The organism is Dickeya fangzhongdai (genome assembly GCF_002812485.1).
Taxonomy (GTDB): domain Bacteria; phylum Pseudomonadota; class Gammaproteobacteria; order Enterobacterales; family Enterobacteriaceae; genus Dickeya; species Dickeya fangzhongdai.
This window is the reverse complement of record NZ_CP025003.1, coordinates 1,088,517-1,112,749: the sequence shown is the minus strand read 5'-3', so window position 1 is coordinate 1,112,749 and position 24,233 is coordinate 1,088,517. Positions and strand designations below refer to the sequence as shown.

Below are 24,233 nucleotides of genomic sequence, written 5' to 3'. Positions count from 1 at the left end.
TTCCCCCGGTTTTCTCTTTGGTTGATACCGTGCAAGTCAGTTAGCGAGCAATCACATTCGCGCACAGGCGTTTGCTGCCGTCTTCCTGCGCCACGCTGTAGACGCCCTGCAATTCCGGCGCAAAACCCGGCATCAGGTTGATGCCTGCCTCCAGCGCCTGGAAATAACGCAACACCGCCCCGCCCCAGACTTCCCCCGGCACTACGCACAGCACACCCGGCGGGTAAGGCAACGCCCCTTCCGCCGCGATGCGCCCTTCCGCGTCGGCCAGCGGCACCAGATCCACCTCGCCGCGGATATACGCCGTGTGAGCATCCTGCGGTAACACCACCGCCTGCGGGAAAGAGGCTTTGCGGAACATCTCTTTTTGCAGCCGCTTCACATCGTGGCTGACGTAAAAATCGTGCATTTCCTGACACAGGCGGCGCAAGGTATAACCGGCATAGCGCTGCTCATATTTGTGATACAGATTCGGCAAGACTTCGCTTAACGGCGCATCCTGCTCGATCAGTTGCTCGAACTGCACCAGCGCCGCCACCAGACGCTCCATCTTCACGCTGTCTTCCGCCGGGGTCAGCAGGAACAGAATCGAGTTAAGATCGCATTTTTCCGGAATGATGCCGTGTTCACGCAGATAGTTGGCGAGAATGGTCGCCGGAATACCAAACTCGGTATAAGCGCCGGTCACCGCGTCAATCCCCGGCGTAGTCAGCAGCAGTTTGCACGGGTCGACAAAATACTGTTGCTGCGCATAGCCTTCGAAGGCGTGCCAGTTGTCGCTCGGTTCGAAGTTGAAGAAACGCACGTCCTGCGCCATCACGTCGGTGTCATGGTCCTGCCAGCGCATGCCGCCTACCGTCGGCGGCACGAACGGCTTGATCAGGGAACAACGCTCCAGCAATTGCTTGCGCGCCTCGATCCCCAGCCTGACGCACTCCATCCACAGCCGGCGGCCGCTCGGCCCCTCGTGCATTTTGGCGTTGACGTCCAGCGCGGCGAATAACGGATAAAACGGGCTGGTGGACGCGTGCAACATGAACGCATTGTTGAGGCGTTTGTGTGGGCAGAAGCGCTTCTGTCCGCGAATATGGTTGTCTTTCTTGTGAATCTGCGAGGTCTGCGAGAAACCGGCTTGCTGCTTATGCACCGACTGGGTAACAAAAATCCCCGGATCGTTCTCGTTAAGGTCCAGCAACAGCGGCGAGCACTGTTCCATCATCGGGATGAATTGCTCGTATCCCACCCAGGCGGAGTCGAACAGGATGTAGTCGCACAGATGACCGATGCTGTCCACCACCTGCCGGGCGTTATAGATAGTACCGTCGTAGGTGCCTAGCTGAATCACCGCCAGACGGAACGGGCGGGCTTCATCGGCACGCTCCGGCGCGACTTCGCGCACCAGCTCACGCAGGTAACCGTCGTCAAAACAGTGCGCGTCCACCCCACCGATAAAACCAAACGGGTTGCGGGCGGTTTCCAGATAAACCGGCGTCGCGCCGGCCTGAATCAGCGCGCCATGATGATTGGATTTGTGGTTATTGCGGTCGAACAGCACCAGATCGCCGCGCGTCAGCAAGGCGTTGGTCACCACTTTGTTGGCTGCCGAGGTACCGTTCAGCACAAAATAGGTTTTGTCGGCGTTGAACACGGTGGCCGCGAACTTCTGCGCCTTTTTGGCCGCCCCTTCATGAATCAGCAGATCGCCCAGCTTCACATCCGCGTTGCAGATATCGGACCGGAAAAGGTTTTCGCCGTAAAAATCGAAAAACTGGCGACCCGCCGGATGCTTGCGAAAAAACGCCCCGCCCTGATGACCCGGACAGGCAAAAGTGGTGTTGCGCATGCCGACATACTTGGACAGCGTGTCAAAGAACGGCGGCAACAACCGCGCCTGATACTCCGCCGCCGCTTTTTCCAACTGGAGCGCGTGATCCCCGCCTTTATCCAGACTCAGCCACTCGCTGCCCGGCGGCAGTACTTCCTGACTGGTGTGCCACGATTCCCGCACTACGAATGCCGGGATACCGAAACCGGAGTGATGCATCACCGACAGGATGCCGCTGCGCGCCTCCTCAACCGATACCACCACGGCCGCGATGTCGGTAAAATCGGTTTGACTGAGCGCCACAACCGGACGCAGGGTGATTAGACGGGAGGCAACCGCCGCATTAGCCGCAATTTTTAACTGTTTCATGTAACCAAACCCAAACGGTTAAGAATGAGTGCACGTGTCTAAAAGACACCTCGCAGGGATAACGCCACGCTTTAAGCGTAACGCACCCGATCAACTACTGCCCAAAACGACGAACAGCATGCCGGCCAACCACGACAAACGTATGACCCGCGCTGATAGCGCAGGCAAACATCACATCATCTGGGACCAGCACCGTCCGATAGACATCAGTAAAATCAGAGACCGGCTCTATTTTTAATCATGCCTAACAGGGAGCGTCAGCACGCCTCACCGCATAGTGGCGAGGGATAATCGGGAAAACAGGGACGGGGTTAACGCAGGGCGTTCAGGGTGCGGCGACAGCAGCAGAGATCCGGCGCACGGCGTCTGTACCATGAGCATTGAATCCGACATATCCGCAACCCTCTAATAACCGCAGGTGAAAGGTAAGTTAAAAACCGCGCAATAGTGGCATTATTTTTCGCCGAATTCAAGAAAACGAATGTGACAGTATTTATCGACGCAACACCGCGCGCCGTCTGGCCTGCCACGTCATCGCAGGAACGTTCCGGCACGCCGGAAACCGGCTGCCAATGGAGGTAACTGACTGAAAATAGACCAACCGCAGCGTTTATGACAGAAACTCGTTGACGCTCCCCACGATATACGGTTTAATGCGCCCCGTTGCCCGGATAGCTCAGTCGGTAGAGCAGGGGATTGAAAATCCCCGTGTCCTTGGTTCGATTCCGAGTCCGGGCACCACATTTCCTTTTTTATGCCTCCTTATCAATCCCTGTATTGTTGCGATTCAATAAGTTGGCGTGAAAATCTTTTCCGATGCGTTTTGATTTATCCCTTCGTATCGGGGAATTTGTGGGTCAGATTGCGGGTCATTCAGTTCGATGAACGGGAGTGACCCTCACATGTTAACTGACAGCAAAGTCCGATCCGCGAATCCCCTCGCAAAATCTTATAAGCTCACAGACTCGCAAGGCCTGTACCTCACGGTATCACCCAGCGGCGCTAAGCTATGGTATTTCCGCTATCGCTTCGGCGGTAAAGAAAACCGTCTGGCCTTTGGACCCTACCCTCAAACTACACTGGCAGAAGCCCGCGAAAAGCGCGATGCAGCGCGTAAGCTATTGGCGTCCGGCATCAGCCCTTCTCAGCTTCGCAAGGCGAACAACCCCGCCGTTGATGAATCCCGCACCTTTCAGTATGTCGCTCAGGCGTGGCACACCAGCAGCCTTAAACTCTGGTCGGACGCGCACGCCGATAAAATTCTTATCTGCCTGAAACGCTACGTTTTCCCCGCCATTGGTGCGATGGATATCGCAAAGGTTGAAACCCGCCATCTGGCGCAGTTGGTTAAGGCGATTGACGATAAAGGCGTGCATGACGTCGCCGGACGGGTGCGCCAGCATCTGACCAAAATCATGCGCCACGCCGTCCAGCAGGGCGTCATCAAATACAATCCGGCTTACGATTTGGATGGTGTCGTGACCCCGGTTGTGACCCAACATCACCCCGCTCTGCCGCTGAAACGCCTGCCTGAAATGCTGGCGAAGATAGAGAGCTACAAAGGCCGGATGCTCACCCGTCTGGCGCTGGAGCTGAATCTGCATGTTTTTCTGCGCTCCAGCGAACTGCGTTTTGCCCGCTGGGATGAATTCAACCTCAAAGCGCATATCTGGAGCGTGCCCGCCCAGCGCGAAGCGGTAGACGGCGTGCGGTTCTCAGAGCGTGGCGCCAAGATGAAGGATGAACATCTGGTGCCGCTGTCACGGCAGGCGGTCGCTCTGCTGAAACAGATTCAGGCGCTTTCCGGCGAATCGGTCTTCGTTTTCCCGGGCGCACATACCCTGAACAAGCCGATGAGTGAAAACACCATCAACAAGGCGCTGCGCGTGATTGGCTATGACACCAAAACCGAAATATGCGGCCATGGCTTCAGAACCATGGCCTGTAGCGCGCTGAACGAGTCCGGGCGCTGGTCAAAAGACGCTATTGAGCGGCAGATGAGCCACAAAGAGCGCAACGGCGTGCGGGCGGCTTATGTGCATAAAGCGGAGCATCTGGAAGCCAGAATCGAGATGATGCAGTGGTGGTCAGATTATTTGGATGTAAACCGCGAAGGCTACGTCGCACCGTATATTTATGCGCGGAGCTACCGGGGAGAAGAGTGATATTGCGGCTAACGCGCTGCGCTTGTTGGCTCCTGACGGGCTTTCTATGTGATAGAAAACCCGTCAGGAGCGTTGTCGTAAAACCATCCAGGCATTCTGCCAAACGTTTCTTACACGTTAGGATTTGCGACATTGACGGCCCCGAATCACCGTTAACCTTTGGGTTCGATGCCTCGGGTCTGGAGTTCTTTGCGCAGAATACGCTTTATCCATGTAGCCAATGTCTTGTCGCCATCTTTGTGGGCTTGTTCTTCCAATTGCGCCCGAAACTCGTGGGACAGTCGAATCTGATACTGGTCTGTTTTTGATTTTTCACTTGACATTGTAATTACAAACTCCATAGCATGGTCTTGTTGTAATTACACCGCAATTACACGGTATTTTGCAACGATAAAGAGCGAAGCCCGGCAGTGCTAGGAACACTCTCCGGGCTTCTGACCACAACATTAAGGAGACTAATGCTATGGCTGACACCAATAGTAACACGGGCCCGTCTTACCAATCACTGCCGGATTGCGAGAGCCTGTATTCCGCCATGAATGCCGCGCTGGCGCGTCTGGATTTTTCAAACATGGACGATGACGAACTCTCGCAGGTGGCAGAGTATTGCGCCGAAACCAGCGCCGGGCTGTGTCATTGCCTGAATTTTATTGGCGATGCGCTGATTACCTTTGCCGATAATGACGTGTGCGAATCCACGCCGGAAAGTTTATGCCAGTTGGGGCATGGGCTAAACGCCATCAGCCTACTCATCCCGGCGCTTAACGATATGCACAGACGCGCACACGCACCGACCCGCCCGATAAACCTCTGAACCCGCGCCTGATTAAAGCTCTGCCGTGAGTGACTCACGGTCAGGGCTTTTTTGCTGCCATAACTGAATCCCCCTAATTCTTGATATGCGATATTGAGTTGTTTGCAGGCCTCCTCCCCTTTTCCCGATAGCCTTTTCTACCGGCTGATTTCAGTAGGGAGAAGACATGCCCGCAGGTTTTATTTTCGCAACACTGACAGCGCTCAACAGGCCATCCAGGCACGACGCAGGACGCGACGGGTTTAGGCGGGTGGATGCCTGCGCCCCGCGGGCATTCACCCGTGGTGTGAGGCGAGTAAATTCAATTTCGCAGAAATTGCTAATTTGCGTCGCCCGAACCCACCGGCGAGCGTTTCCCCCAAGGGAAACCGAGCAGGCCAGGGGGAGCCGAATAAATTTTGCCGCCCCAGCGAGCAAAAAGACGCGCCCACGCGTCGGTTTATTTGGGGGGCGACAGCCCCGCACACCGTCGCCGCTAAGTCTCCGGCCACCAGCCGGTAGCGAGGCGCGACTACCCACTTTGAAGGCGTTTTCCCATTTTTTCGCTGACCGGCACGGGCAAAAGAAAAAGTGGGCGAAAAACGGCGTCTCAAAGGGGGTAGTCGCGCGTAGCGCGCGACGGTGTGCCGCCGTTGACCCTGGGGGTTTTGGCGTGGCGTCCAGCCGCGACATTACCCCCATGTGCCAGGCAATAAGGGCGTCCAGCCCGCATGAACTGGCGCACGCCATTTTGTGCCGGGAAATGTATTTTCTGGCACATGGCTGCAAAGCAGCCACCTCTTTATCCCCACAAGATCGCCTCATGACGTCGACTCATGCCAGTACCCCAAGGTATGCGCCCATGTAATGAGGCGATAAAGCCGAAAGAGCGAACACCCCAGTAAAATGCGAAGGAGGAACCATGCTGATTTCTGATTACCATGAACGCCGGGCGCGTAGTCACGAAAAAATGCGACTTCTGCTCACCTTTCTGAAAGAAGAAACCTACAGCGATTTTAAAACCCTGATGCTGCTTTTTGATTATAAAAATCACAAGCCGCTTTATCTGTTGCTGGCAAAAGCCATCGACATGGGATTGATCCAAAAGCATGAAATAAACACCAGAATGGTGAAAACCTCTCTGTGGGGGATCACCAATGACGGATTATCCGTTGTTGCCACACCCCATGAGGATGGTTTTCCTGCACGGTTTGAGCCCTCGAAAGTCACTGGCTGGACGCTGATGCAGCGCCTTGATCGTCAGCTAGCACGGCTCCTTCTTGAGAAGAAAGGCGCTTATGGGTGGATCAGCGGCGCTGATTCAACATTCCGCAGCCGCTATGAGGTATATCATCGCCCGGCCGGAGTGATAACGTTACCAGACGGAACCGTCATCGCCGTTGAGACTGAGCGCCATCTGAAAACCAAGGCCCGTTATCAGGCAATTATCACCCAACATTTGATAACTCGAACTCAAAAACGTTGGATGTACGTCTTCTATATCGTGCCCGATCCACAGATAAAGCGAGCTATTGAGCGGATGTTCAATAGCGTGAAATACGCCATCGTCAGCCATCAGCGTATCCCGCTGGAAGCGAAGCACCGCAATGTTTTTCGGGTTTATACGGTTGATGAGTTGAGGGGTTTGGATTTGAATCTTGGCTAATTGCTGAACAACCACACGAAGTATATACTCACAGTATGCATAAGAGAGGAGCATTATCATGAAACACCGCGTCAGCGTTACCGTGGACAAAGACAATTATCAGGTTCTGAGTGCTGCCGGAGTCAATATTTCCGGGCTGGTGAATGATGCCATTGGCAAAGAAGCCCGCCGCATCAAAGCTGAAGCGTGGAGAAAGGAAAACCGCGAAGGGATGGAGGAAGTCGCCCGACTCATCGCACAGCATGGCTCCTTTGCGGATGAAAACAGGAACTGGTGATCATGCAATTCATTGTTTATGAATACAAACGCGCCAGTCATTACAAAATGTTTGTCGATGTGCAAAGTGATATTGTCGAGACTCCCAAGCGGCGTATGGCTATCCCGCTTATCGAATCGCACCACCTGTCTGAGAAAGTGAATAAAACGCTGTTCCCGCTGATTCGCATCGATGGGGAAGATTATCGGCTGATGACCACTGAGCTATCGAGCGTTCCTGTTGAGGTCATTGGTGAAGTTATCGCGGATCTTGGCGGCTACGCAGATGAGATCAAGGATGCTATTAATCTTATGTTTTGGGGGATATGAGAGGGGGTTCATTGTGCTTGCATCAAGTCTTATGCATAGCGTCTCTTAAGCTGAGTACAATCAGTATGTCGGAAGAGCTCTAAAAGTGAATGCCTCAGCTTATTGGTATACTTACAGGCCATAGCCTTATAACCCAGGGTGTTTCGCAACAATTTTCCCAGTCGTATTATCCAGTCGGTATTGCGAAATAGTTCCGTCCACAATGTGCTGGATAACGGCCTGAACTGTAGCCAATGGGACATTAAACCACTCTCTTGGAGTATAGATCTGACCGTTATGGCTCTTGAGCGTAATGTTGAGCCGACGGGCAGCGAGGAAACCATGTACCAATGCCTCTAATTTTTGGGCATTGAGGTTAAAACACTGACTGGTAGCCACAATCCTGACAGGTGCTTCAAGGAAAGTACGATCTTTCTCGGCATGCTCAATGCGCTGCTCCACAGTTGTTTCAGTAAAACCAATTTTGTAAAGACTTTGTTTATAAGGAATAAGCGCTGGGTCTGTACTTGTGGTCGCGAGCACATAAACCAAGCCGGTCGGCACCGCAGTATCTGATGGTTGCAACGTCTTGCCATTGAGTTGCACCTTGCGCCCTTCTTTATCCCTCACCAAACCATGAGTTAAGGATTGATAGAGCATGTTCATTTCGGTGCCATTCTCAAATATCAGTCGCAATCGGGCGTTGTAAGTACGGTACTGACCCAGACGTTCACCAGCACTATGGACATATCCCAGTAACCCATTAAGAATAAAAAAATCGCCTTCAACAATTTTCAATTTATGGGTAAAACGCTCAAGACTAAAAACCCCATTTTTTAAGCCTTGATGCAGGCTATAAAACAAGGGTTCGAAACGCTGGAAGTCTTGACACGGCTGGCGCTGAGCAATGTCATCTGGCTGCTCTTTTTTATCAGCAGAAACATACTGTAAGCTGAAGATATCAGGTTCTGCAAAATTTAATAAACCGTCCTCATCGTCGGCAAAAATATCCTCTAAAGAAGTCACCAGTTCTGATTTGTTGGCATAGGATAATGGTGTTGGTTCAGCGGCTAGTGGGGTTCTACCATTTTCAATATGATTTGAAGCCAGAAGCCCCCGGCAATCCAGCGTTTGCAACGAAGCACATATGTTGGGATTTTCTTTAATGATGCGCAATCGTCTTGCCAGGCGTTTTTCATCAAGAGAAGCGGTGCTGTTTTCAGTTGGCATACGGCCATGCCGATCGTAAAACGCGGCAATTTCAGCAAACTGATTGCCAGCCAAATCGACAGGACTCGCCTTGTGCTTCAGAGGGTGAACATTCAATAAACAGAGATCATCTTCTTCACTGAGGATCTCATCTAATGTTGATTTGGCCGCTAATCGCGTTGTCGATAACCGGATCATTTTACTGCTCCTGATTAGCCAACTTCTGTTGCTTCATTTTGCGGATAAAGGCGAGCGCTTCGGCATAACGCTTCTCAATCGAATCACTGGCATTCAGCGACGGCTCTCTCTGTTGTTCTCGGGTGAACTGCTTGATCTTAGGCCAAAGTATAATTGCTTCTTCTTCGGAGACCTGCGATCGGCTGGCACTTACCGCTTCCTGGATGGTTTTCAGCATAGGCGCAGTTACCGATTTAGAGAGAATTTCATAAGCACCATGGAACGGATTAACCGCATCTATCAGGTCTATATCCAGATTATCAATACAGATGAACTTTTCACCCATCTTCAGGAACTGCTTACCTGCGACACTGTTTACTGACTCTTCTTCAGCGCCATTCGCCATATCCACATTGGCATCCTGCGGCAGGTCTTCCCAATCAACCACGCCCCCTTTCTGAGTGATCAACATACTTTGTAATACTCCTATGCGTACCTGTTCCTGCTCTTCGTCGGTCAAATCTGGGTAAAGTGTCTGAATCACAGCAGGCAAAGCCACTTGAGTGAAAGTTTCGGGGGGTGTGGTTTCACTAATTGTCTCTTTGACCAACTGTTCGTTAGCCATCAGAGTCGCCATAATTTCGTTCTTGTCGCTGTTCAGAATATCCAACACTTTCGGGGATACCGGTGAGGTTGCGGAATCATCTACGAGCAGAGTATTAGGTGGCAGTGGCTGACCGTCCCATTGAGAACGAGGCTTAAACTGGATGTTGGGGGCGAGGATCTGCTCCATCAATAACGATGTGGTGATCGCCTTAAGCATATTGTTGACCGATGCCCTCACATCATCATCCTGTGCATCGGGTTGAGCGATGAGATTGGTAAACTGAGCATGCGGTTTTCCCGTACAATCTCGGGTCGCACGGCCAATAATCTGCACAATTTCTGTCAGAGAGCTGCGATAGCCAATCGTCAACACATGCTCACAGTAAGGCCAGTCAAACCCTTCTTTCGCCATGCCTAAGGCGATAATGATGTCCATGTCATCCGCCGCTTTGATATTACGTAAATACGCCTGGATTTTGGATCGTTCGTTAGGATTATCATCAACCAGATTGGCTAATTTGAGCTCACAGCCATTTTTTCCCGCAATATAATAAACCCCAGTCAGAAGATCGCGTTTTATCACGCTGCCAATCACATCAAGGATAGCATCAACCTCTCCATATTTATCTTTGGTCGATTCACCGGAATTAACATTCGGGATATGAATAATCGTTTTTTTGCTGGTATCGAGTACCGTGGGCAATGCATCAATATAACGCCCCTGATAAAAATGATAACCAATACCCAGAGATTTAAGATATTGATAGCCATTCAGCTGCTCGTAATAGGTGTATGTCACCTTAGTGAACAGCGCTTCATCCTCAGGCAACAGGATCGGCACGGTATCGCCTCGGAAATATGATCCGGTCATGGCAACGATATGCGCACTCGATTTTTTTATGAGCTCATCAATAAGATTACCAAGCCGATTATCACCATCGGCAGAAACATGGTGAAACTCATCAATAGCCACCAGGCAATTATCGAAATCTGTTACCACTAATTTATCAAAGGCAAAACGCAAGGTCGCATGAGTACATATCAGAATACGTTCGTTGCCATGCATAAAGCGTTGGAAAGCCTGAACCTTACCCGCTTCCCCACCATCCACACACAGATTGTTCTCGGATGTAACACGCCAGTCAGCAAAAAAACCTTGTTCGGTTAAATTGGTCTCCTGAAAAGAGCCACCGATAGACTTTTCTGGGACGGCGACAATCACTTTTCGCACGCTCTGATTTTCCAGTTTATCCAGCCCCAGAAACATTAATGCACGCGATTTCCCCGAAGCTGGAGGAGCCTTGATCAACAAATACTGGCTGTTGCGTTCAGCAAAAGCTCGGGCCTGCATTTCACGCATTCCCATCGAATTAAGGCCGGAACTCCGCCCCGTCTGACCATACTCAGCATGCAATAAATTATTCATTATGGTTTCCTGCGTTGGCCGATGTTCTGCTCTTTCTTGGTTTAGCCTGAGTTACTGTCAGTTTCTGCGTCAGTGCTTCATAACGTGCCAGCAGGCAGCTTAAGCGGTCCGCTGCATCTTTGAATGGGCGCTCACGATAAAGTCGATCCACCGCGGTATCGAGAGCCTGATGGGCAGTTAACAGCTTTGATGGCATCTTGTCGGGATCATAGAGTTCAGCCAGCGTATGGCCGGGAAACTCTTCTCGGATTAAAATCACGTCTTCGGCAAGTACCTCGATTTCTTTGCGTTGTATTGCGGCCACTTCAGGCCAGGGAAAAGGGTTGTAAACTACCGATGCAGAATAGCGATAGTCACTTTTCAACCTGCCAGCTACCAGCCTCATCCAGTCGTTATGCATTGACGAAGAAAGTATTGCGAATTCGTATAACGTGCCGTCAGGGATAATATAATTTGCATTTGTTGAAATTACTTCTGCATTAAAAAAACCAAGAGGAACATAAATACGGCGTTCAGAAGAAACACTTGGAACAAGAATGTAACTTCCTGATGCTGGATGTCTGTTTTCGTCAAACAGATGCGGGCTATTCGATTTTTTTCTTGTGCCAGATTTGGAGCTTTTAAGACGGGCATTTTTAACAGCAAGAACCCTTTTTCCGACTAATGGCATTGATTCTAAATCAGCAACACTCGCCTCAACCAACCATAAGCACCAACGTTCTTTTCCATTAAAAAACTCATCGGCACCTAATACCTTTTTGAGCCAGCGTTCAGCTTGCGGTTCTTGTTTGAGTAATTCATCACGTTCAAAACTATCTAACAGTAGATAACCACCATCAGTCGGTTTATTTCCAAAAAGTAATGGAGGTACACCTTTTATTAACGGGGAGTTTCGTGGAATAATTGCCAGTCGGCTTCCTTCTACTAAGTATGGGCTGATATTGTCGACCATTTTGCAATGCCATTCGCCTTGTACGTATTGATAAAGTCTGCTCTTTTCTGATCTCGCTGAAAGCCCAATAATGATTACATGTACCGCCGCTTTATCACGGGCATTATTTGCCCATGGAAATGTTGGGTATGCAAAATGGATATTTAGCTCGAGGGAAAAAATTGGCGGCCACAGTGTCGCAACCTGCTCTCCCTGACAAATGGAATTGGTTGCTACCAGAGCCAGCTCAGCACGTGAATGTTGAATGTATTGCGCCCCTTTCCAGAACCAGCAAGCAACAAAATCTAAGGTTCCTAACGCTTTAAAGTCGCTAAATACAGCCTGCATATCAGCACGTTGCTCATCTGAACGTCCCAGTGTTCCTAAAAAGGGTGGGTTACCGATTACATACACTTCGTCATCAGCTTGCTTAGGACAGACTTGATACCAGTCAAGACGCAAGCTATTACCACTATGAATATTTCCACTTTCACGTAACGGCAATGCCGGTGGCGCGAAACCAAACGCCTTTTCCCACTGACTATTCACCTGGTGCTCCGCCAGCCAGAGGGATAATCGAGCAATCTGGCAGGCGAAATCATCAATCTCAATGCCGTAAAACTGTGACAGATGAAGACCGCTCATTGAAAATGTTTGAGGTTCCAGCTCACGCAGAGCCTCAATCACTTCAATTTCCAGATTGCGTAACGCTTTGTAGGCCACAATCAGGAAATTACCGGATCCACATGCAGGATCGAATACTTTGATCTTGCCGAGTCGCACCAGTAACGCTTTAAGCCCCTTGGCATTGCTACGTTGTTTATCCAGTTCAACGCGTAACGGATCAAGAAACAGGGGCTGAATCACCTTCATGATATTGCGATATGAAGTGTAGTGCTGCCCTAAGCGGCTGCGCTGTTCCACATCAATCACAGCCTGGAACATGCTGCCGAAAATGTCTGGGTTAATCTCACTCCAGTTCATGGTTCCGCATTCGAGTAAGATCTTGCGCCCCTTTTTGCGCAGTTCGGGAACCGGTTCATCGCTGGCAAACAATCCACCATTTACATACGGAAATGCTGCAAGATGGGCGGGTAGCCTTTGCCGCTGCGGGCTGTCAGGCTTCTCATCTAACACACCAAATAACTGATAAAGAAATGAATCCAGATCGCTGCCATCTTCTTCGGTAAAACTTTTGACAGCAGACGTGAACTGGGCGAGGGCAAAAATACCGGTGTCTTCGGCAAAAAGGCAAAATAACAAACGAGTCAGGAAGACGTTAAGGGCATGAATATCTTCCGACTTACTGAGGTCATTGTGGACTCGGATGAGGTCAAACAATCTCCCCATCTTCTCGGCGGCCTTCACATCAGCAGGGTTTTCACTGCTGATAATGGCTTTCTCAAGGCCCACTAACGGCAAAAAGAAACCATAGTTGCTATGTAACTCGTCCATTTCAATGTCGAGCCGCTCTTTACTTGCGGTATCCCAAGCCAGAAAGCGAGTAAAATCAGTGATCAGCACGAAGCGGATCTTATTTTTAGCTATCGCTGGGTCATCAATGCACTGATTTAGCAGAGTCTCAAGCTCTTCTCCTTCCGCAGCAGACTGAAACCAGAGTTTATTCTTGATACCGACCTGGCCAGGCTCTTTAGCGATGTTACGGCTACTGCCCTGGCGCACCTGTGTAATCGTTGGTTTACCTACAAGCGGTATATAGTTATGGCAAAAAACAAGTTATGCATTCTGAAGGATCATGTATGGCAGTGAATCAGGCGAGGATTTTCGAGCAGCTTGAACAGATAACCCACGAGCTGAATCGTGATGAATTTATTTATGGTTTTATGGCCGCTTTTGATTTTCCTAAATCAACAATTATGCAGATGAGCGTTATCTGGCGATCTGGCATTCTCCGTGCTTTTAGCAGGAGGAAATGGCGTGTTAATAGGCTATGTCAGGGTATCAACAAATGACCAAAACACCGATTTACAACGCGAAGCGTTGGAACGGCTAGGATGTGAACAGATATTTGAAGAGAAAATCAGTGGGACTACAGAGAAAAAACCGAAACTCAATAGTGCTCTGAAGGCATTACAGGCGGGGGATACACTCGCGGTGTGGAAACTGGATCGATTGGGACGAAGCATGAGACAACTTGTCAAATTAATGGACACGTTGCAACAACGCGGGATTCATTTTCGTAGTGTGACCGATTCCATAGATACCGCCACGCCAATGGGAAGGTTTGTTTTTCACATTATGGGTGCGATGGCTGAAATGGAACGAGAGCTTATTGTCGAACGAACCCGTGCGGGTTTGGCTGTCGCCAGAGCTAAAGGGCGCATCGGTGGCCGCAGGCCTAAGCTAACGCCAGAGCAATGGGCGCAAGCCGGACATCTTCTGGCTAATGGCGTCCCGCGACAGCAGGTGGCACTGATTTATGACGTAGCAGTAGATACCTTATATCGAAAATTCCCCGTCGGCAGAAAACTGAGGGCCAAAACGTAACGTTGAAAAGATCAAGTAATCTATTTTTGGTAAACCTGTCTTCCAGCAGGGAGACAGGTTTACCACACTGATTATCCAGCCTATTCCTCACAGGCCCATGCAGCTACAGCCGACACTCAGATATTCCACTGTTCAGGTACTGAAACCGCATACTCGATGCCAATTTCTCTGAAGTGTGCCTCGGCAGACTTGATTTTGGCATTTTCGGAGGGCCTCCTTTTTTGTTCATCCATGGTGCTCTTGGTTTCGCGAACCATATAGATGCGGTCTTCGCCGCCTTCGGATTTGATGATGGCCCAGTCGGGGTTATAAGGGCCAACCGGCGTGTCGATCTGGAATCTTGGCGGCAGCTTCATAAACAGCCTGATATCCTCGCGGTGATCGAGAAACTCGGCAAACTTTCGCTCTGGGCTATCCGGCCCGCCATCAAACACGACGTAATCAAAATCGGTTTTCTCGGGGTGTTCGACGCGGTACAAATGCTCTTTGAAGAAATCCTTTTCGGCAAGGCCGTCGGCTTGCAACTCGCGGAGTTCATAGACGGATCCGCCAATCTTTTCATACTGAACGCCTTCGACAATGACGCGCTGTAGTTCGCCCTCTACACAACGGCGTACCATCGCCATAAAGTCGTTCGGATTAGCAATGAACTCGTCCAGTCTGCCGCTGCCGGTGAGAATGTCCACCAGCGTCTTGCGCGTAAGAGACGTACCTTGCTGCAACTCACCGATAATGTCCGGCAGGTCATAGCTGCCTTTTAGGTCGACAGTCCGCGCACCCAGCTCTTGCCCTCGCGTGCCGCCACGCAGCACCCTGACACCCGCACGGGTGACATCAATACGTAACGGCTGGATTTTGGGTTCAGCCTTGATCGCCTTTATACACGCCTCGATCAGCATAGGGTGTTTAACTGTCACCCGATAAGTAGTTTTCTGGCTGATAGCGATCCAAAGCCTCTCAAAATCCGGCGAGGCGTAGAGTTCTTTGTTGAATTTACGCTTGGCCCTCATGCTTACAGGCTTCACATATTTCTCAATACCCGCATTAAGGATGCACCGGATAATATCTGATTCGTAGGACCTGAACTCGGCAGGCAGATGTAACGAGAATCCTTCTGCATCCGGCAGAAACATGGAGGTTGTCTTACCATCCCTGATGAATCCTGCGTTTTCCAGATGTTTGAAGACGGCAGAAGAGGCTTTGAATCCCAGCATGTCATCTGTCATCGCGCCATAAGGATCCCGCTTCATCAGCTTGGCAAATTCATTAAGTCGTACCTGTCCGATGGCTACGCCCGCGTCTTTGTATTCGGCTTGCAGATTCTGAGCGAACGTAGCGTAAGATTCGTTAGCAACCACGGTGAGCTGTGCAATGCTGCGGTCGGCAACACGCTCATAGCCTTTTACTGTTTTCGCTACCGGCAGGCGAAGACCACGTCCCAAAGTTTGCCGACGTTCCGTTTCCGCCCCCATTTCACGCAGCGTACAAATCTGAAATATGTTGGGGTTGTCCCAGCCCTCGCGCAATGCGGAATGGCTAAAAATAAAGCGAACCGGTTCATCGCCGTCCAGCAGACGTTGCTTATCCTGCATAATGAGTTTGTAGGCATCGTCATCTTTGGCCGTTGTACCGGATGAATCCACAAAGGCCGTTCCACCACGCGTTTTCAGTTGGGAAAAATACGCACGCCGTAATTCGCAAGGATCCTGCGGCAGCAATTTTTGGTAGACGTCAGACTTGTTACGCTCTTCCCTGAACACCTCATCGAACCACTTCGTGAACTCGCCGTTTGCGTCTTCGTTATTCACCCCGTCGCCAAGAAAACTCACCACCTTGTCTACGAAAAACAGACTCAATACTTTAATCCCCTTCGGACGTAACATCGCTTCCTTACGCAAATGCTCACGCACGGTTTCCCGAATCATTTCCTTGTAAATCGCGCCCGTTGCGCCGCCCAGAGATTCACCTTCGTGCAGCAGGTTTCCATTCGGCGTCAGTTCAATACTGGCTGATGCACCGAAGGCGGCGATGCTTAAAGCATTAATACGCCAGCCAGCGTAAGCCGGATTTCCAGTGACATCGGACAATTCCTGATGCGGTTTGACTTTTTTGCTACGACGCGCGATAGATCCATCGGCCTTTCGACAAGCCAGTTCAAGTTTCGCAGCTTTTGTGTCTTTCACTTCCATCAGCTTGACGTAAGGTGCAACATCCGCACCGTGCTGAGCGACTTCAGCCACAACGATCTGCTTCACCAAACCGAGATCGTGCGCGTCAACCGGATCGAGCCGATAGACTAGATTTCGCCGCTGCTTATGCGTGGCCGAGTAGCGCAGCGTAAATACAGGATCGAGTTCGCCCACTGCCGACTGCGATAGTAGCGACTCCATATTCTGTGGTTCATCCATGATAACCACGGGATGCGTGCCTTTGAGGTAATCCAGAGGACGCAAGCCATTGAGTTTGTCGCGCTGCTGGTGAATGATGCGCGTATTCTTGTTACCGCGTATCGCGTCGATTGTCATCACCAATATTTGCACGTTGGTCGCAGTAGCAAAAGCCTGTACTTCCTCAGCCTTGTCGCCGCTGTAGACATTGGCATCGAAAGGCTGAGCCGGATAGAGGCTGCGGAAGTGCTCGCACATCAGGCGAATACTGGTGTTCACACCTTCACGGATGGCAACGCTGGGAACCAGAACGATAAACTTGGTGAAACCGTACTTATTTGCCAGTTCGAAAACGGTACGCAGATAAACGTAAGTTTTACCCGTACCGGTCTCCATTTCGATGTCGAAATCCAGTTTGTCATCAACCAGTTTTTCGCTGACCTCCAGCCCGTTGCGATCCTGTACTGTTTGTAAGTTAGCAAAGATAGTGCCTTCATCCAGCACCAGATTATTGCCGATAGCGCCGACCTCCTGTTCAATGCCTAAATCCAGCTCACCTTCCCGGCTGGCAACGCTGCCACGCAAGGCAATCGCGATCTTGTCGGCATCCTTTGGCTGACCATCGAACAAATCCACCACGGCATTGATGGCATCAAGCTGATACTGCTGCTGCGAATCAAATTGAAAGCCCGTATTTTGAGAATGATGGTTCATCACGCCGTCCTCAGCTCAATACCTTTACTCCTAGCATATTGAGCAATATTGGTTTTCAGTTCGTCGTCGCCTTGGAAGGCATCCTCCAGAACGATCAGACGCATAGGTTCGGCATTCACCAGTTCCCGCAATTGTTCCAATGAGGGTTTGATTCGCTCGTTTAAGTAGGTTAGCAGGCGTGGCTTATCGGTATCGCCAGCGATGGCACGGATGTCCAGCCCGGCGATAGTCTGCATACTGAGATGTTCGTTCAACGAATAGCCGAGTTTCAACAGCAGCTCAGTAAGCAGGTCATCGGGACTGGCATCATCAACGCTACTGCCACGCAGGTCGAGCAAATGCTGGGTTAGCTTGTCAGGTTCGATATCGCTGGTGACGCGCCATTTGGTGAAATTGGTGTCCGTCAGCTTATAGGCTCGGAAGCCGGTATCTATATTGCTTTCTGCAACATCGGATTTTATTTTCTCGCCCGCTAGTTCGATGCGCTTACGCGAGATATCAGCAATAGTGGCAAAGCCTGCCTTGCGCGCTTCTGAAGCTTCAGGAGTAGGTTCGGGCAGTTGCACCATGATGAAACGACGCTTGCCATTGTCTTCAGCATTAAGCTGCATTACGGCGTGGGCGGTGGTGGCACTGCCAGCGAAGAAATCTAGGGCAATGTCTTCATCGCTCATGATTTGCTCTGCAAGTGAAAAAATAAGCGAAACAGGTTTCGGAAAACTGAAAACACCATTTCCAATTAGTGCGTTTGTTTCCCTGGTTCCCGCAGCGGTATTTGAATCAGTTATTACCGAACTCATATTCTTAAAAAGACTTCGCATTTCTTTAAGAAACAATTTATGTCTGGGGCGACCACCAGAATTCGCTGGGAATAAGATTCTGCCTTCCATGATCTTTTTTCGCATGGTTTCCGGCTCGAATCGCCATCCTTTCGGTGGGCATCCATAATTTTCGCAAGTGGCAGGGTTTATCAGGTCATAGTGTAAGTTGGGTCGAGCATCTTTTGCCGCTAATCCTGTAAGATCGGCACTACGCCATGGGCCACGTGGATCATTGTCTGGATTATTAAATTTCGTTTTGTCTTTTTCCGTTCCACGAAAAACAGCATTCTCAGTTTTTGAATAAACGAGAATGTACTCGTGGTCAGTTGAAACACCCGTCGTAGCTCGAGTATCTTCGCTTACTCTAGACTTCCAAATAAGTTGCGCAATAAAGCGCCCTTCACCAAAAACTTCATTGCAAAGTTTACGAAGGTTTTCCTGTTCATTGTCATCAATCGAAATAAAAATTACGCCATCATCGGTGAGCAGATTACGAGCTAATTTCAGACGCGGGTACATCATGTTCAGCCAGTTAGAGTGATAGCGCCCTTCGGTATCGCTATTGGTGGAAACCTTCTTGCCTTCCTCGTTCACCTGCCGCGTCCACTCAAGGTAAGTATCCAACCCCTCTCTGTAGTTGTCAGGGTAAACAAAATCGTTGCCGGTGTTGTAAGGGGGATCGATATAAATCAGCTTGACCTTGTTGTGATAGTGTTGTTGCAGGATCTTCAGTACTTCAAGGTTGTCTCCCTCAATAAACACATTCTGCGTCGCGTCCCAGTCTTTTGAGTTAGCAAAGTCTGGTTTCAGTGTTGCAGTTGTCGGGGCTTGTGCGGCGCGCAGCGCGCGCTTTTTCCCCGGCCAAAACAGGCCAAAGCGCTCGTTACTGTCGGCCACATCATCGGCCAGCAGCTCGCGGAGTTTTTCAACATCCAGCTTGCCATCAGCGACAACCTCAGGAATTAGTTCGGCAAGCTGACCAGCCAGTTCGGTACGGAAATTCGGGGTAGTGCTCGGGATCCCAAAGAGGTCGTTACTGATATCGGAAAGTGATGAACAAAATTCATCCTGTCGACCCTCAGCCAAAGCATCAATACTGCAACGTTGTTCCGCATTTTCTTTCTGTTTAGCGCTATATTCAGTAATACGTTCATTTGCCATACTGATAATCCGGTGTGACATCAGTCAGAATCAGCAGGCATCCTCACTCTGAAGTGCTAAATTAAGTTTTGCTATCTACTCAATGACTCGTAACATCCATATGTTATATACAACAATCACTAAAACACACCGGATTATCAGTGTGATATGTAAAACACGTCGTCGGAATAGACAGTTTGGTTAGTCGAGGTTCCCGACATAAAAAATGACGATATTTAGCTCAACATCGTCATCTAAAGGTTATCTGCATCTCTACAGTGGGCTAATAAGAACCCTATCAACCGAATTCACTGAGATAGCGCCGGGTGGCGGAAGCCTCTTACCGTTTTTCGCTGCTATAGCCTGAAATCGAAGTAATTCCACAGAGGCAATTTTCAAGGCATCATCATGCGTTGAAGCCGTCACAGACAGGTTATCAAGATCGGAAAATTTCAGTGTAACCGTTGTATCATCGACATCAATATCCGCTGGGTAAGGAATAAAGATGGATGCTAGTTTTTTAGCCTGTTTCTTATGTGCATCCAGTTTGCTCACGAGGTGTGTTGCACGAAGGTGGGTATAGCGTTTCAACATATTCATTGATTTATGACCTGATATCGCAGCCACTTCCATAACATTTAACGTTCCCAGTTCAAAGAATCGGCTGATTGCCTCATGTCTGAGATCGTGAAAATGTAGATCGTCGATAGCCAGAGCCTTCAAAGCCACACGCCATGCGCTTTTAAACCCACTCGACGTGTAGCTAAAAATATAGCCATTCTCATGATGTGGCCGTTCACCCAAGCCACACAGAATTTGCCGTGCTTTTGATGATAATGGAACGTCTCGCGATGTCCCATTTTTCGTCAAAGGCAAATGGGCAACACCAAGGCGAAGATCGGTATATTCCCATCTCAACGACAAAATTTCGCCTTGCCGCATTCCCGTTTCCAATGCGATCTGAAAAATAGCCAATAATTCAGGATTTTTATCTTTGAAGTATCTGGTTAGCTGTCGTTCTTCCTGAGTGGTTAACCTTCGGGTACGGCCTGACGATACGGTAGGCTTACGAACATTTTCAACAGGGTTTATAGAGCATGTGCCCCACTCAACTTTTGCCAGATTATAAAGCGCCGATAACAATGCTAATTCCAGTCGCACAGTATTCGCACTTATAGGCTTTTGCGTTCTGGCGTTAAATTCCGATAATCTATTATCTCTATATTCCGCAATGTCTATGGATGAAATTTCATCCATATTTCTATTAGCCAAACGCGAACGCTTGATAACATTGATTCGATAGAACTCCTGCAATTGTCCTCGTTTATGTCGCGAAACCGTGGAAAAATACTTATCCAACGCTTTACTTAACAGTATCTTTTTTATACGTTTTTTCACTACTATTGTCTTCCCTATTGGTCAAAGGGAAAGACAATACAACAAATTAGAGCGCACATTTAGGTCTCTGCTCGCATGAACCTTCCAATGCGGCGTGGGGTGGCTCAGGGGCTGAGCTCATTTTTTCTGTTCCCACGGTGCAAGTGTTTGCATGGTGTTGCAAAGTGAGGCATTTGGTGCAGGAGGCTGACCCAAGCGGACGAGGAATTCCTGATAAGCATCTGGACCTGCCATGATAATCGGCTGATCGATCAACGTCTCCTCAGTAACGGCTTGTTCATCAGGCTCGGTACGTAAATTTAATGCCACGCGTTTAGCAGAAACGTCTTTTGATGCCGACATAATGTCATCCCTCGCGGTTCCTTCTGGATAATAATTATACAGTTTGCATAAGGCTTATATCATTACGATTTGTAGCTTGGGAATCGAACCGAAGGAGCGAGCCGGGCGTTTTTCGCATATATGCATCCCATCATTCTGATCTATCTATGAAAATACGGGTCAACCTACGGGTCTTGACAACAACCACGGTTAAAATTTATGCTACATTTCAACTTAATAGAAAGCTGAATGATCCCGAGTCCGGGCACCACTTATTCAGAAAAACCAGCCTACAGGCTGGTTTTTTGCTTTTCAGCTTGCGGACTCTCCATCGAACTACGTTCGATGACTCGCTTCTACGAAGGGATTATTGCGTCTCCCCTTCCCCATGATTCTGGCCCATATCCTGATAGCGTGACGGCCAGATATCCTCCGGCTGCTTTCCCAATGCACCAGCAATTAATCTCTCACCTTTCGGCCAATGTCTTATCAATGCGTTAGCGAGTGTTGAAGATGCTAATCCAGATGCTCTTGATACCGCCGCCAGCGTTGTTCCTTTCTTTCTTAACCCGGCAATGATGTCTGCCGGATGCCAATCGTGCTTATCCATTTATCTAACCTCTCCCTCTAGATGAACCGACCCAATTATCCCATTTTGGGATAAAAAAGAAAATGGTTGATATTCGATTTTGGGATATCAATCAAGGTCACCAAAATGGCATCAATTTATTCATTAGAATATCAATCAGTTATAAAAATTTTGCGGGAAGCCAGAATCAAGCAAGGCATAACCCAAGAAAATTTAGCCAATGCTTTAGGTCGACCTCAGTCCTTTGTAGCCAAAATCGAGAATGGGGAGCGCAGGCTGGATGTTGTCGAATTTGCCCACATAGCTCACCTGCTATCTGTAGATGCATCCACAGTTTTAGAAAAAATAGTGCATAAAATACAGACAGATAATATTAAGTAATCAACGCAAACATCTATTTATCCCATTTTGGGATAAAGCGCTAAGCAACTGATATTTGATCCCAAATGTTATGGGGTTGAATTGATGGCTTCTATTTACTCTGATGAATATCAAATCGTTATCAAGGCATTACGTGAAGCACGGATTGCCAAAGGCATCACACAGGGAAACCTGGCGCTCGCGCTAGATCGTCCTCAATCGTTCATCGCTAAAGTTGAGAATGGAGAAAGAAGGTTAGATATCGTGGAATTTATCCATATCGCCCGTTTACTTTCTCTAGACCCCTCCAGCATTATTGCTAAGATCCCTATAAAATACAAAGCGCTTGGATAAAGAAGAGCACGGCAATGAAACACCGGATTAGCATTGTCGTATACAACGACGATTATCAGGTTCCTAATGGTAATGAGATAAATATTTCTGTTCTGGAGAATAACGTCATAGATGAAGGAGCCAGTCATCTAAAGGCTGAGGCGTGGAAGAAGGAAAACCGCGAAGGAATGGAGGAAGTCGCCAAATTTATCGCACAGCATAGTCCTCTCTCTGATGAAAACAGGAACTGGTGATCGTGTAGTTTCTTGTTTATCCATACAAACAAGTCAGTCATTACAAAATATTTGTCGATGTGCAAAGCGATATTGTTGAAACACCAAAGCGGCGCATGGTCATTCTGTAAGTATCCCACTAAACCAAACCATTCACTTTTAGCGATCTTCCGACATACTGATTATGTCCCTCTGAGGAGATCGCTATGCGTAAAGCTCGATTCATTGCACACCCGGTCATCGCTGTTTTGAAGTCCACCGAAGCAGGACGTACCATAAAAGATGTCTGCCGCGAAGCGCTGTTATCTAAAAGTAATAATTCTACAATTAATGCCTACTTCACAAATCAGGAATAAACCCTTCCTCCCTCAGAACCTTAATCACCCCACGAATCAAATATGAGTTAGAAAACTTCGCCGTATAGGAACGAGCGCCCTCTTCCACTGGCTGGAGCAGTCCCCGGTCGATCAGCTTACCAAGTTGATAAGTCACCTGTGCCGGTTTTAGGTCAGGTAAAGCGGTACGGAGATCACCCGCTTTTATCGTGCCTAGCTCAACGGCGCGTTTCAGAACTTTAGATTCCAGCGGGTTTATCAGCCCTCTTTCAGATGAGAAGTCGAGCGCCGGATACAGTATTTTTGTACTCAAAAAAGCATGGTTTGTCAGTTGATCGACTTTCTTCAACTCAGATGAAATACCCGAAAGTACATACAAACACCATTCTTCTAAACCCTGCTCAGTTCCTTTATCCGCTAATGAAAGCATGGCGTAATAACGCTCGCGATCATTACAAAATACCGCTGTCGGATTGAGAACCCGGCCACCTGCCTGCACATTAAAACCATACTTGATCAATAACGCATAGGTCAGCAGTCTGACCGTTCTGCCATTACCGTTGCCAAATGGGTGTATCCAGCCAAAACGATGGTGCACCAGCGCAATCTTCATCAGATCATATTTTGGTTTATCAGCACGGTTAATAAAGGCGGTCAGTTCTGCCATATAATCAGGAACGCGGATGTGATCCGGCGGTAAATGGTCAGACTGAGCGATGCTGACGTTATGTTGTCGATAGGCACCGGGAGTTTTATCACCTTCCTGTTGCAACCCGACAACCGCCAGACTATGTAGCTCGCGGATAAAATATTCCGTTATGTCATCACCATTATTTAGATGCACGTCGATGAATTCCATCGCAGCTTCAATATTGTTGATTTCTTTCAGTTGATCCGTCGAACTTTGCGTCCCTTCGACTTTGCTTTCAACATAATCGGCAAGCGTGGTGTGGTTTCCCTCAATCCTCGCAGAGCCCAGACTTTCCAGCATGTGGAAAACGGCCTTCAACTGCGCAAACAGGATAGGGTGAACATCCGTTTCCAGCCTCAGATGCCGGAGTAACTCCAGTTCCGTCAGCGCGTCGACTAAAGGGGAGTCAAAACTGGGGTTCAGAAGCGAGAGTTCAAAGTGATTAAATTGAGCCATGATATGTAGTTATCTCAAACCGAGCATGACGACATCTCAAAATGATAGCAAAAATATCAATATAATCCATAAATTACAAATCACATTATTTATGATTATCTCAAAAAATACAAAGCCGACATATCAAATCTACGTTTAAAAGATGTTCAATATGGAGAGAAACAGGCCGTTGCCTGTGCAAATATCCCACTAAAACAAACCATTCATTTTTAATGA

Annotated in this window: 22 protein-coding genes, 1 tRNA gene and 1 pseudogene; 13 read left to right on the top strand and 11 right to left on the bottom strand. The window is 48.9% G+C overall.

The window, feature by feature from the left end; all coding sequences use genetic code 11:
• Nucleotides 1-40: 40 nt before the first annotated feature.
• The gene (locus tag CVE23_RS05125; RefSeq protein ID WP_049854445.1) at nt 41-2,194 is read right to left on the bottom strand and encodes an ornithine decarboxylase; all 2,154 of its coding nucleotides are present in this window, start codon (nt 2,192-2,194) and stop codon (nt 41-43) included.
• A 665-nt stretch (nt 2,195-2,859) separates the two neighbouring features.
• Between CVE23_RS05125 and CVE23_RS05120 the strand changes: the two genes are divergently transcribed.
• Nucleotides 2,860-2,935: transfer RNA gene (locus CVE23_RS05120), tRNA-Phe, on the top strand.
• A gap of 161 nt (nt 2,936-3,096) precedes the next feature.
• Nucleotides 3,097-4,359: a tyrosine-type recombinase/integrase gene (locus CVE23_RS05115; protein WP_100849043.1), complete on the top strand. Its 1,263-nt coding sequence runs from the start codon at nt 3,097-3,099 to the stop codon at nt 4,357-4,359.
• A 152-nt stretch (nt 4,360-4,511) separates the two neighbouring features.
• Here the strand turns inward: CVE23_RS05115 and CVE23_RS22665 are convergent, their stop codons facing one another.
• A complete protein-coding gene (locus CVE23_RS22665; protein WP_033111580.1) occupies nt 4,512-4,700 on the bottom strand; it encodes a hypothetical protein in 189 nt (62 codons plus the stop codon).
• Nucleotides 4,701-4,822: 122 nt separating this feature from the next.
• Between CVE23_RS22665 and CVE23_RS05110 the strand changes: the two genes are divergently transcribed.
• The 4 genes from CVE23_RS05110 to ccdB all read left to right on the top strand — a co-directional run bounded on the left by CVE23_RS05110 (nt 4,823) and on the right by ccdB (nt 7,403).
• Nucleotides 4,823-5,173 carry a hypothetical protein gene (locus CVE23_RS05110; protein ID WP_100849042.1) on the top strand — a complete coding sequence of 117 codons (351 nt, stop codon included), beginning with the start codon at nt 4,823-4,825 and terminating at the stop codon, nt 5,171-5,173.
• Nucleotides 5,174-6,074: 901 nt separating this feature from the next.
• The gene (gene mobC / locus CVE23_RS05100) at nt 6,075-6,818 is read left to right on the top strand and encodes a MobC family replication-relaxation protein (RefSeq protein WP_100849040.1); all 744 of its coding nucleotides are present in this window, start codon (nt 6,075-6,077) and stop codon (nt 6,816-6,818) included.
• A 58-nt stretch (nt 6,819-6,876) separates the two neighbouring features.
• Nucleotides 6,877-7,095 (top strand): type II toxin-antitoxin system antitoxin CcdA, encoded by a 219-nt coding sequence (gene ccdA, locus CVE23_RS05095; RefSeq protein ID WP_100849039.1) that lies wholly within the window; start codon nt 6,877-6,879, stop codon nt 7,093-7,095.
• Between the two features lie 2 nt (nt 7,096-7,097).
• Entirely contained in the window at nt 7,098-7,403 is a 306-nt protein-coding gene (gene ccdB / locus CVE23_RS05090; RefSeq protein WP_015854715.1) for a type II toxin-antitoxin system toxin CcdB, read from the top strand.
• A gap of 126 nt (nt 7,404-7,529) precedes the next feature.
• On the opposite strand, the gene CVE23_RS05085 is transcribed toward ccdB, so the two are convergent.
• The 3 genes from CVE23_RS05085 to CVE23_RS05075 are packed head-to-tail and all read right to left on the bottom strand — an operon-like array spanning nt 7,530 to nt 13,414.
• On the bottom strand, nt 7,530-8,789 hold the full coding sequence (locus CVE23_RS05085) for a GIY-YIG nuclease family protein (RefSeq protein ID WP_100849038.1): 1,260 nt from the start codon (nt 8,787-8,789) through the stop codon (nt 7,530-7,532).
• A 1-nt stretch (nt 8,790) separates the two neighbouring features.
• Nucleotides 8,791-10,800 carry a DEAD/DEAH box helicase gene (locus CVE23_RS05080; protein ID WP_188726081.1) on the bottom strand — a complete coding sequence of 670 codons (2,010 nt, stop codon included), beginning with the start codon at nt 10,798-10,800 and terminating at the stop codon, nt 8,791-8,793.
• On the bottom strand, nt 10,793-13,414 hold the full coding sequence (locus tag CVE23_RS05075; protein WP_100849036.1) for a class I SAM-dependent DNA methyltransferase: 2,622 nt from the start codon (nt 13,412-13,414) through the stop codon (nt 10,793-10,795). The genes CVE23_RS05080 and CVE23_RS05075 overlap by 8 nt, the downstream gene beginning before the upstream one ends.
• 77 nt (nt 13,415-13,491) lie before the next feature.
• On the opposite strand from CVE23_RS05075, the gene CVE23_RS22860 reads away from it, so the two are divergent.
• Nucleotides 13,492-13,704 (top strand): hypothetical protein, encoded by a 213-nt coding sequence (locus CVE23_RS22860; protein WP_023638430.1) that lies wholly within the window; start codon nt 13,492-13,494, stop codon nt 13,702-13,704.
• Complete coding sequence (locus CVE23_RS05070) at nt 13,670-14,239, top strand: recombinase family protein (RefSeq protein ID WP_100849035.1); 570 nt, start codon at nt 13,670-13,672, stop codon at nt 14,237-14,239. The genes CVE23_RS22860 and CVE23_RS05070 overlap by 35 nt, the downstream gene beginning before the upstream one ends.
• Before the next feature lie 116 nt (nt 14,240-14,355).
• On the opposite strand, the gene CVE23_RS05065 is transcribed toward CVE23_RS05070, so the two are convergent.
• From CVE23_RS05065 to CVE23_RS05045, 5 genes are all read right to left on the bottom strand, one after another.
• Nucleotides 14,356-17,340: a restriction endonuclease gene (locus CVE23_RS05065; protein ID WP_100849034.1), complete on the bottom strand. Its 2,985-nt coding sequence runs from the start codon at nt 17,338-17,340 to the stop codon at nt 14,356-14,358.
• Nucleotides 17,340-19,322, bottom strand: a complete 1,983-nt coding sequence (locus CVE23_RS05060) for a site-specific DNA-methyltransferase (protein WP_100849033.1) — start codon at nt 19,320-19,322, stop codon at nt 17,340-17,342. Before CVE23_RS05060 ends, CVE23_RS05065 begins: the two co-directional genes overlap by 1 nt.
• A 252-nt stretch (nt 19,323-19,574) precedes the next feature.
• Nucleotides 19,575-20,699, bottom strand: coding sequence for a site-specific integrase (locus CVE23_RS05055; RefSeq protein ID WP_100849032.1), 1,125 nt, complete (start codon nt 20,697-20,699; stop codon nt 19,575-19,577).
• A gap of 117 nt (nt 20,700-20,816) precedes the next feature.
• Nucleotides 20,817-21,041 carry a type II toxin -antitoxin system TacA 1-like antitoxin gene (locus CVE23_RS05050; protein ID WP_038903497.1) on the bottom strand — a complete coding sequence of 75 codons (225 nt, stop codon included), beginning with the start codon at nt 21,039-21,041 and terminating at the stop codon, nt 20,817-20,819.
• A gap of 346 nt (nt 21,042-21,387) precedes the next feature.
• Nucleotides 21,388-21,630 (bottom strand): helix-turn-helix domain-containing protein, encoded by a 243-nt coding sequence (locus CVE23_RS05045; RefSeq protein ID WP_100849031.1) that lies wholly within the window; start codon nt 21,628-21,630, stop codon nt 21,388-21,390.
• A gap of 105 nt (nt 21,631-21,735) precedes the next feature.
• Between CVE23_RS05045 and CVE23_RS05040 the strand changes: the two genes are divergently transcribed.
• The 5 genes and pseudogenes from CVE23_RS05040 to CVE23_RS22855 all read left to right on the top strand — a co-directional run bounded on the left by CVE23_RS05040 (nt 21,736) and on the right by CVE23_RS22855 (nt 22,891).
• Nucleotides 21,736-21,990, top strand: coding sequence for a helix-turn-helix domain-containing protein (locus CVE23_RS05040; protein WP_100850409.1), 255 nt, complete (start codon nt 21,736-21,738; stop codon nt 21,988-21,990).
• Nucleotides 21,991-22,074: 84 nt separating this feature from the next.
• Nucleotides 22,075-22,323 carry a helix-turn-helix domain-containing protein gene (locus CVE23_RS05035; RefSeq protein ID WP_039691666.1) on the top strand — a complete coding sequence of 83 codons (249 nt, stop codon included), beginning with the start codon at nt 22,075-22,077 and terminating at the stop codon, nt 22,321-22,323.
• Nucleotides 22,324-22,337: 14 nt separating this feature from the next.
• Nucleotides 22,338-22,556 (top strand): type II toxin-antitoxin system CcdA family antitoxin, encoded by a 219-nt coding sequence (locus CVE23_RS05030; protein WP_049854444.1) that lies wholly within the window; start codon nt 22,338-22,340, stop codon nt 22,554-22,556.
• Between the two features lie 8 nt (nt 22,557-22,564).
• Nucleotides 22,565-22,660, top strand: a pseudogene (locus CVE23_RS23025) (type II toxin-antitoxin system toxin CcdB); the annotation flags it as partial.
• An 81-nt stretch (nt 22,661-22,741) separates the two neighbouring features.
• Nucleotides 22,742-22,891 (top strand): hypothetical protein, encoded by a 150-nt coding sequence (locus tag CVE23_RS22855; RefSeq protein ID WP_167389533.1) that lies wholly within the window; start codon nt 22,742-22,744, stop codon nt 22,889-22,891.
• Here the strand turns inward: CVE23_RS22855 and CVE23_RS05020 are convergent.
• Nucleotides 22,875-24,017 (bottom strand): Fic family protein, encoded by a 1,143-nt coding sequence (locus tag CVE23_RS05020; RefSeq protein WP_100849030.1) that lies wholly within the window; start codon nt 24,015-24,017, stop codon nt 22,875-22,877. The genes CVE23_RS22855 and CVE23_RS05020 overlap by 17 nt on opposite strands.
• Nucleotides 24,018-24,233: the final 216 nt, after the last annotated feature.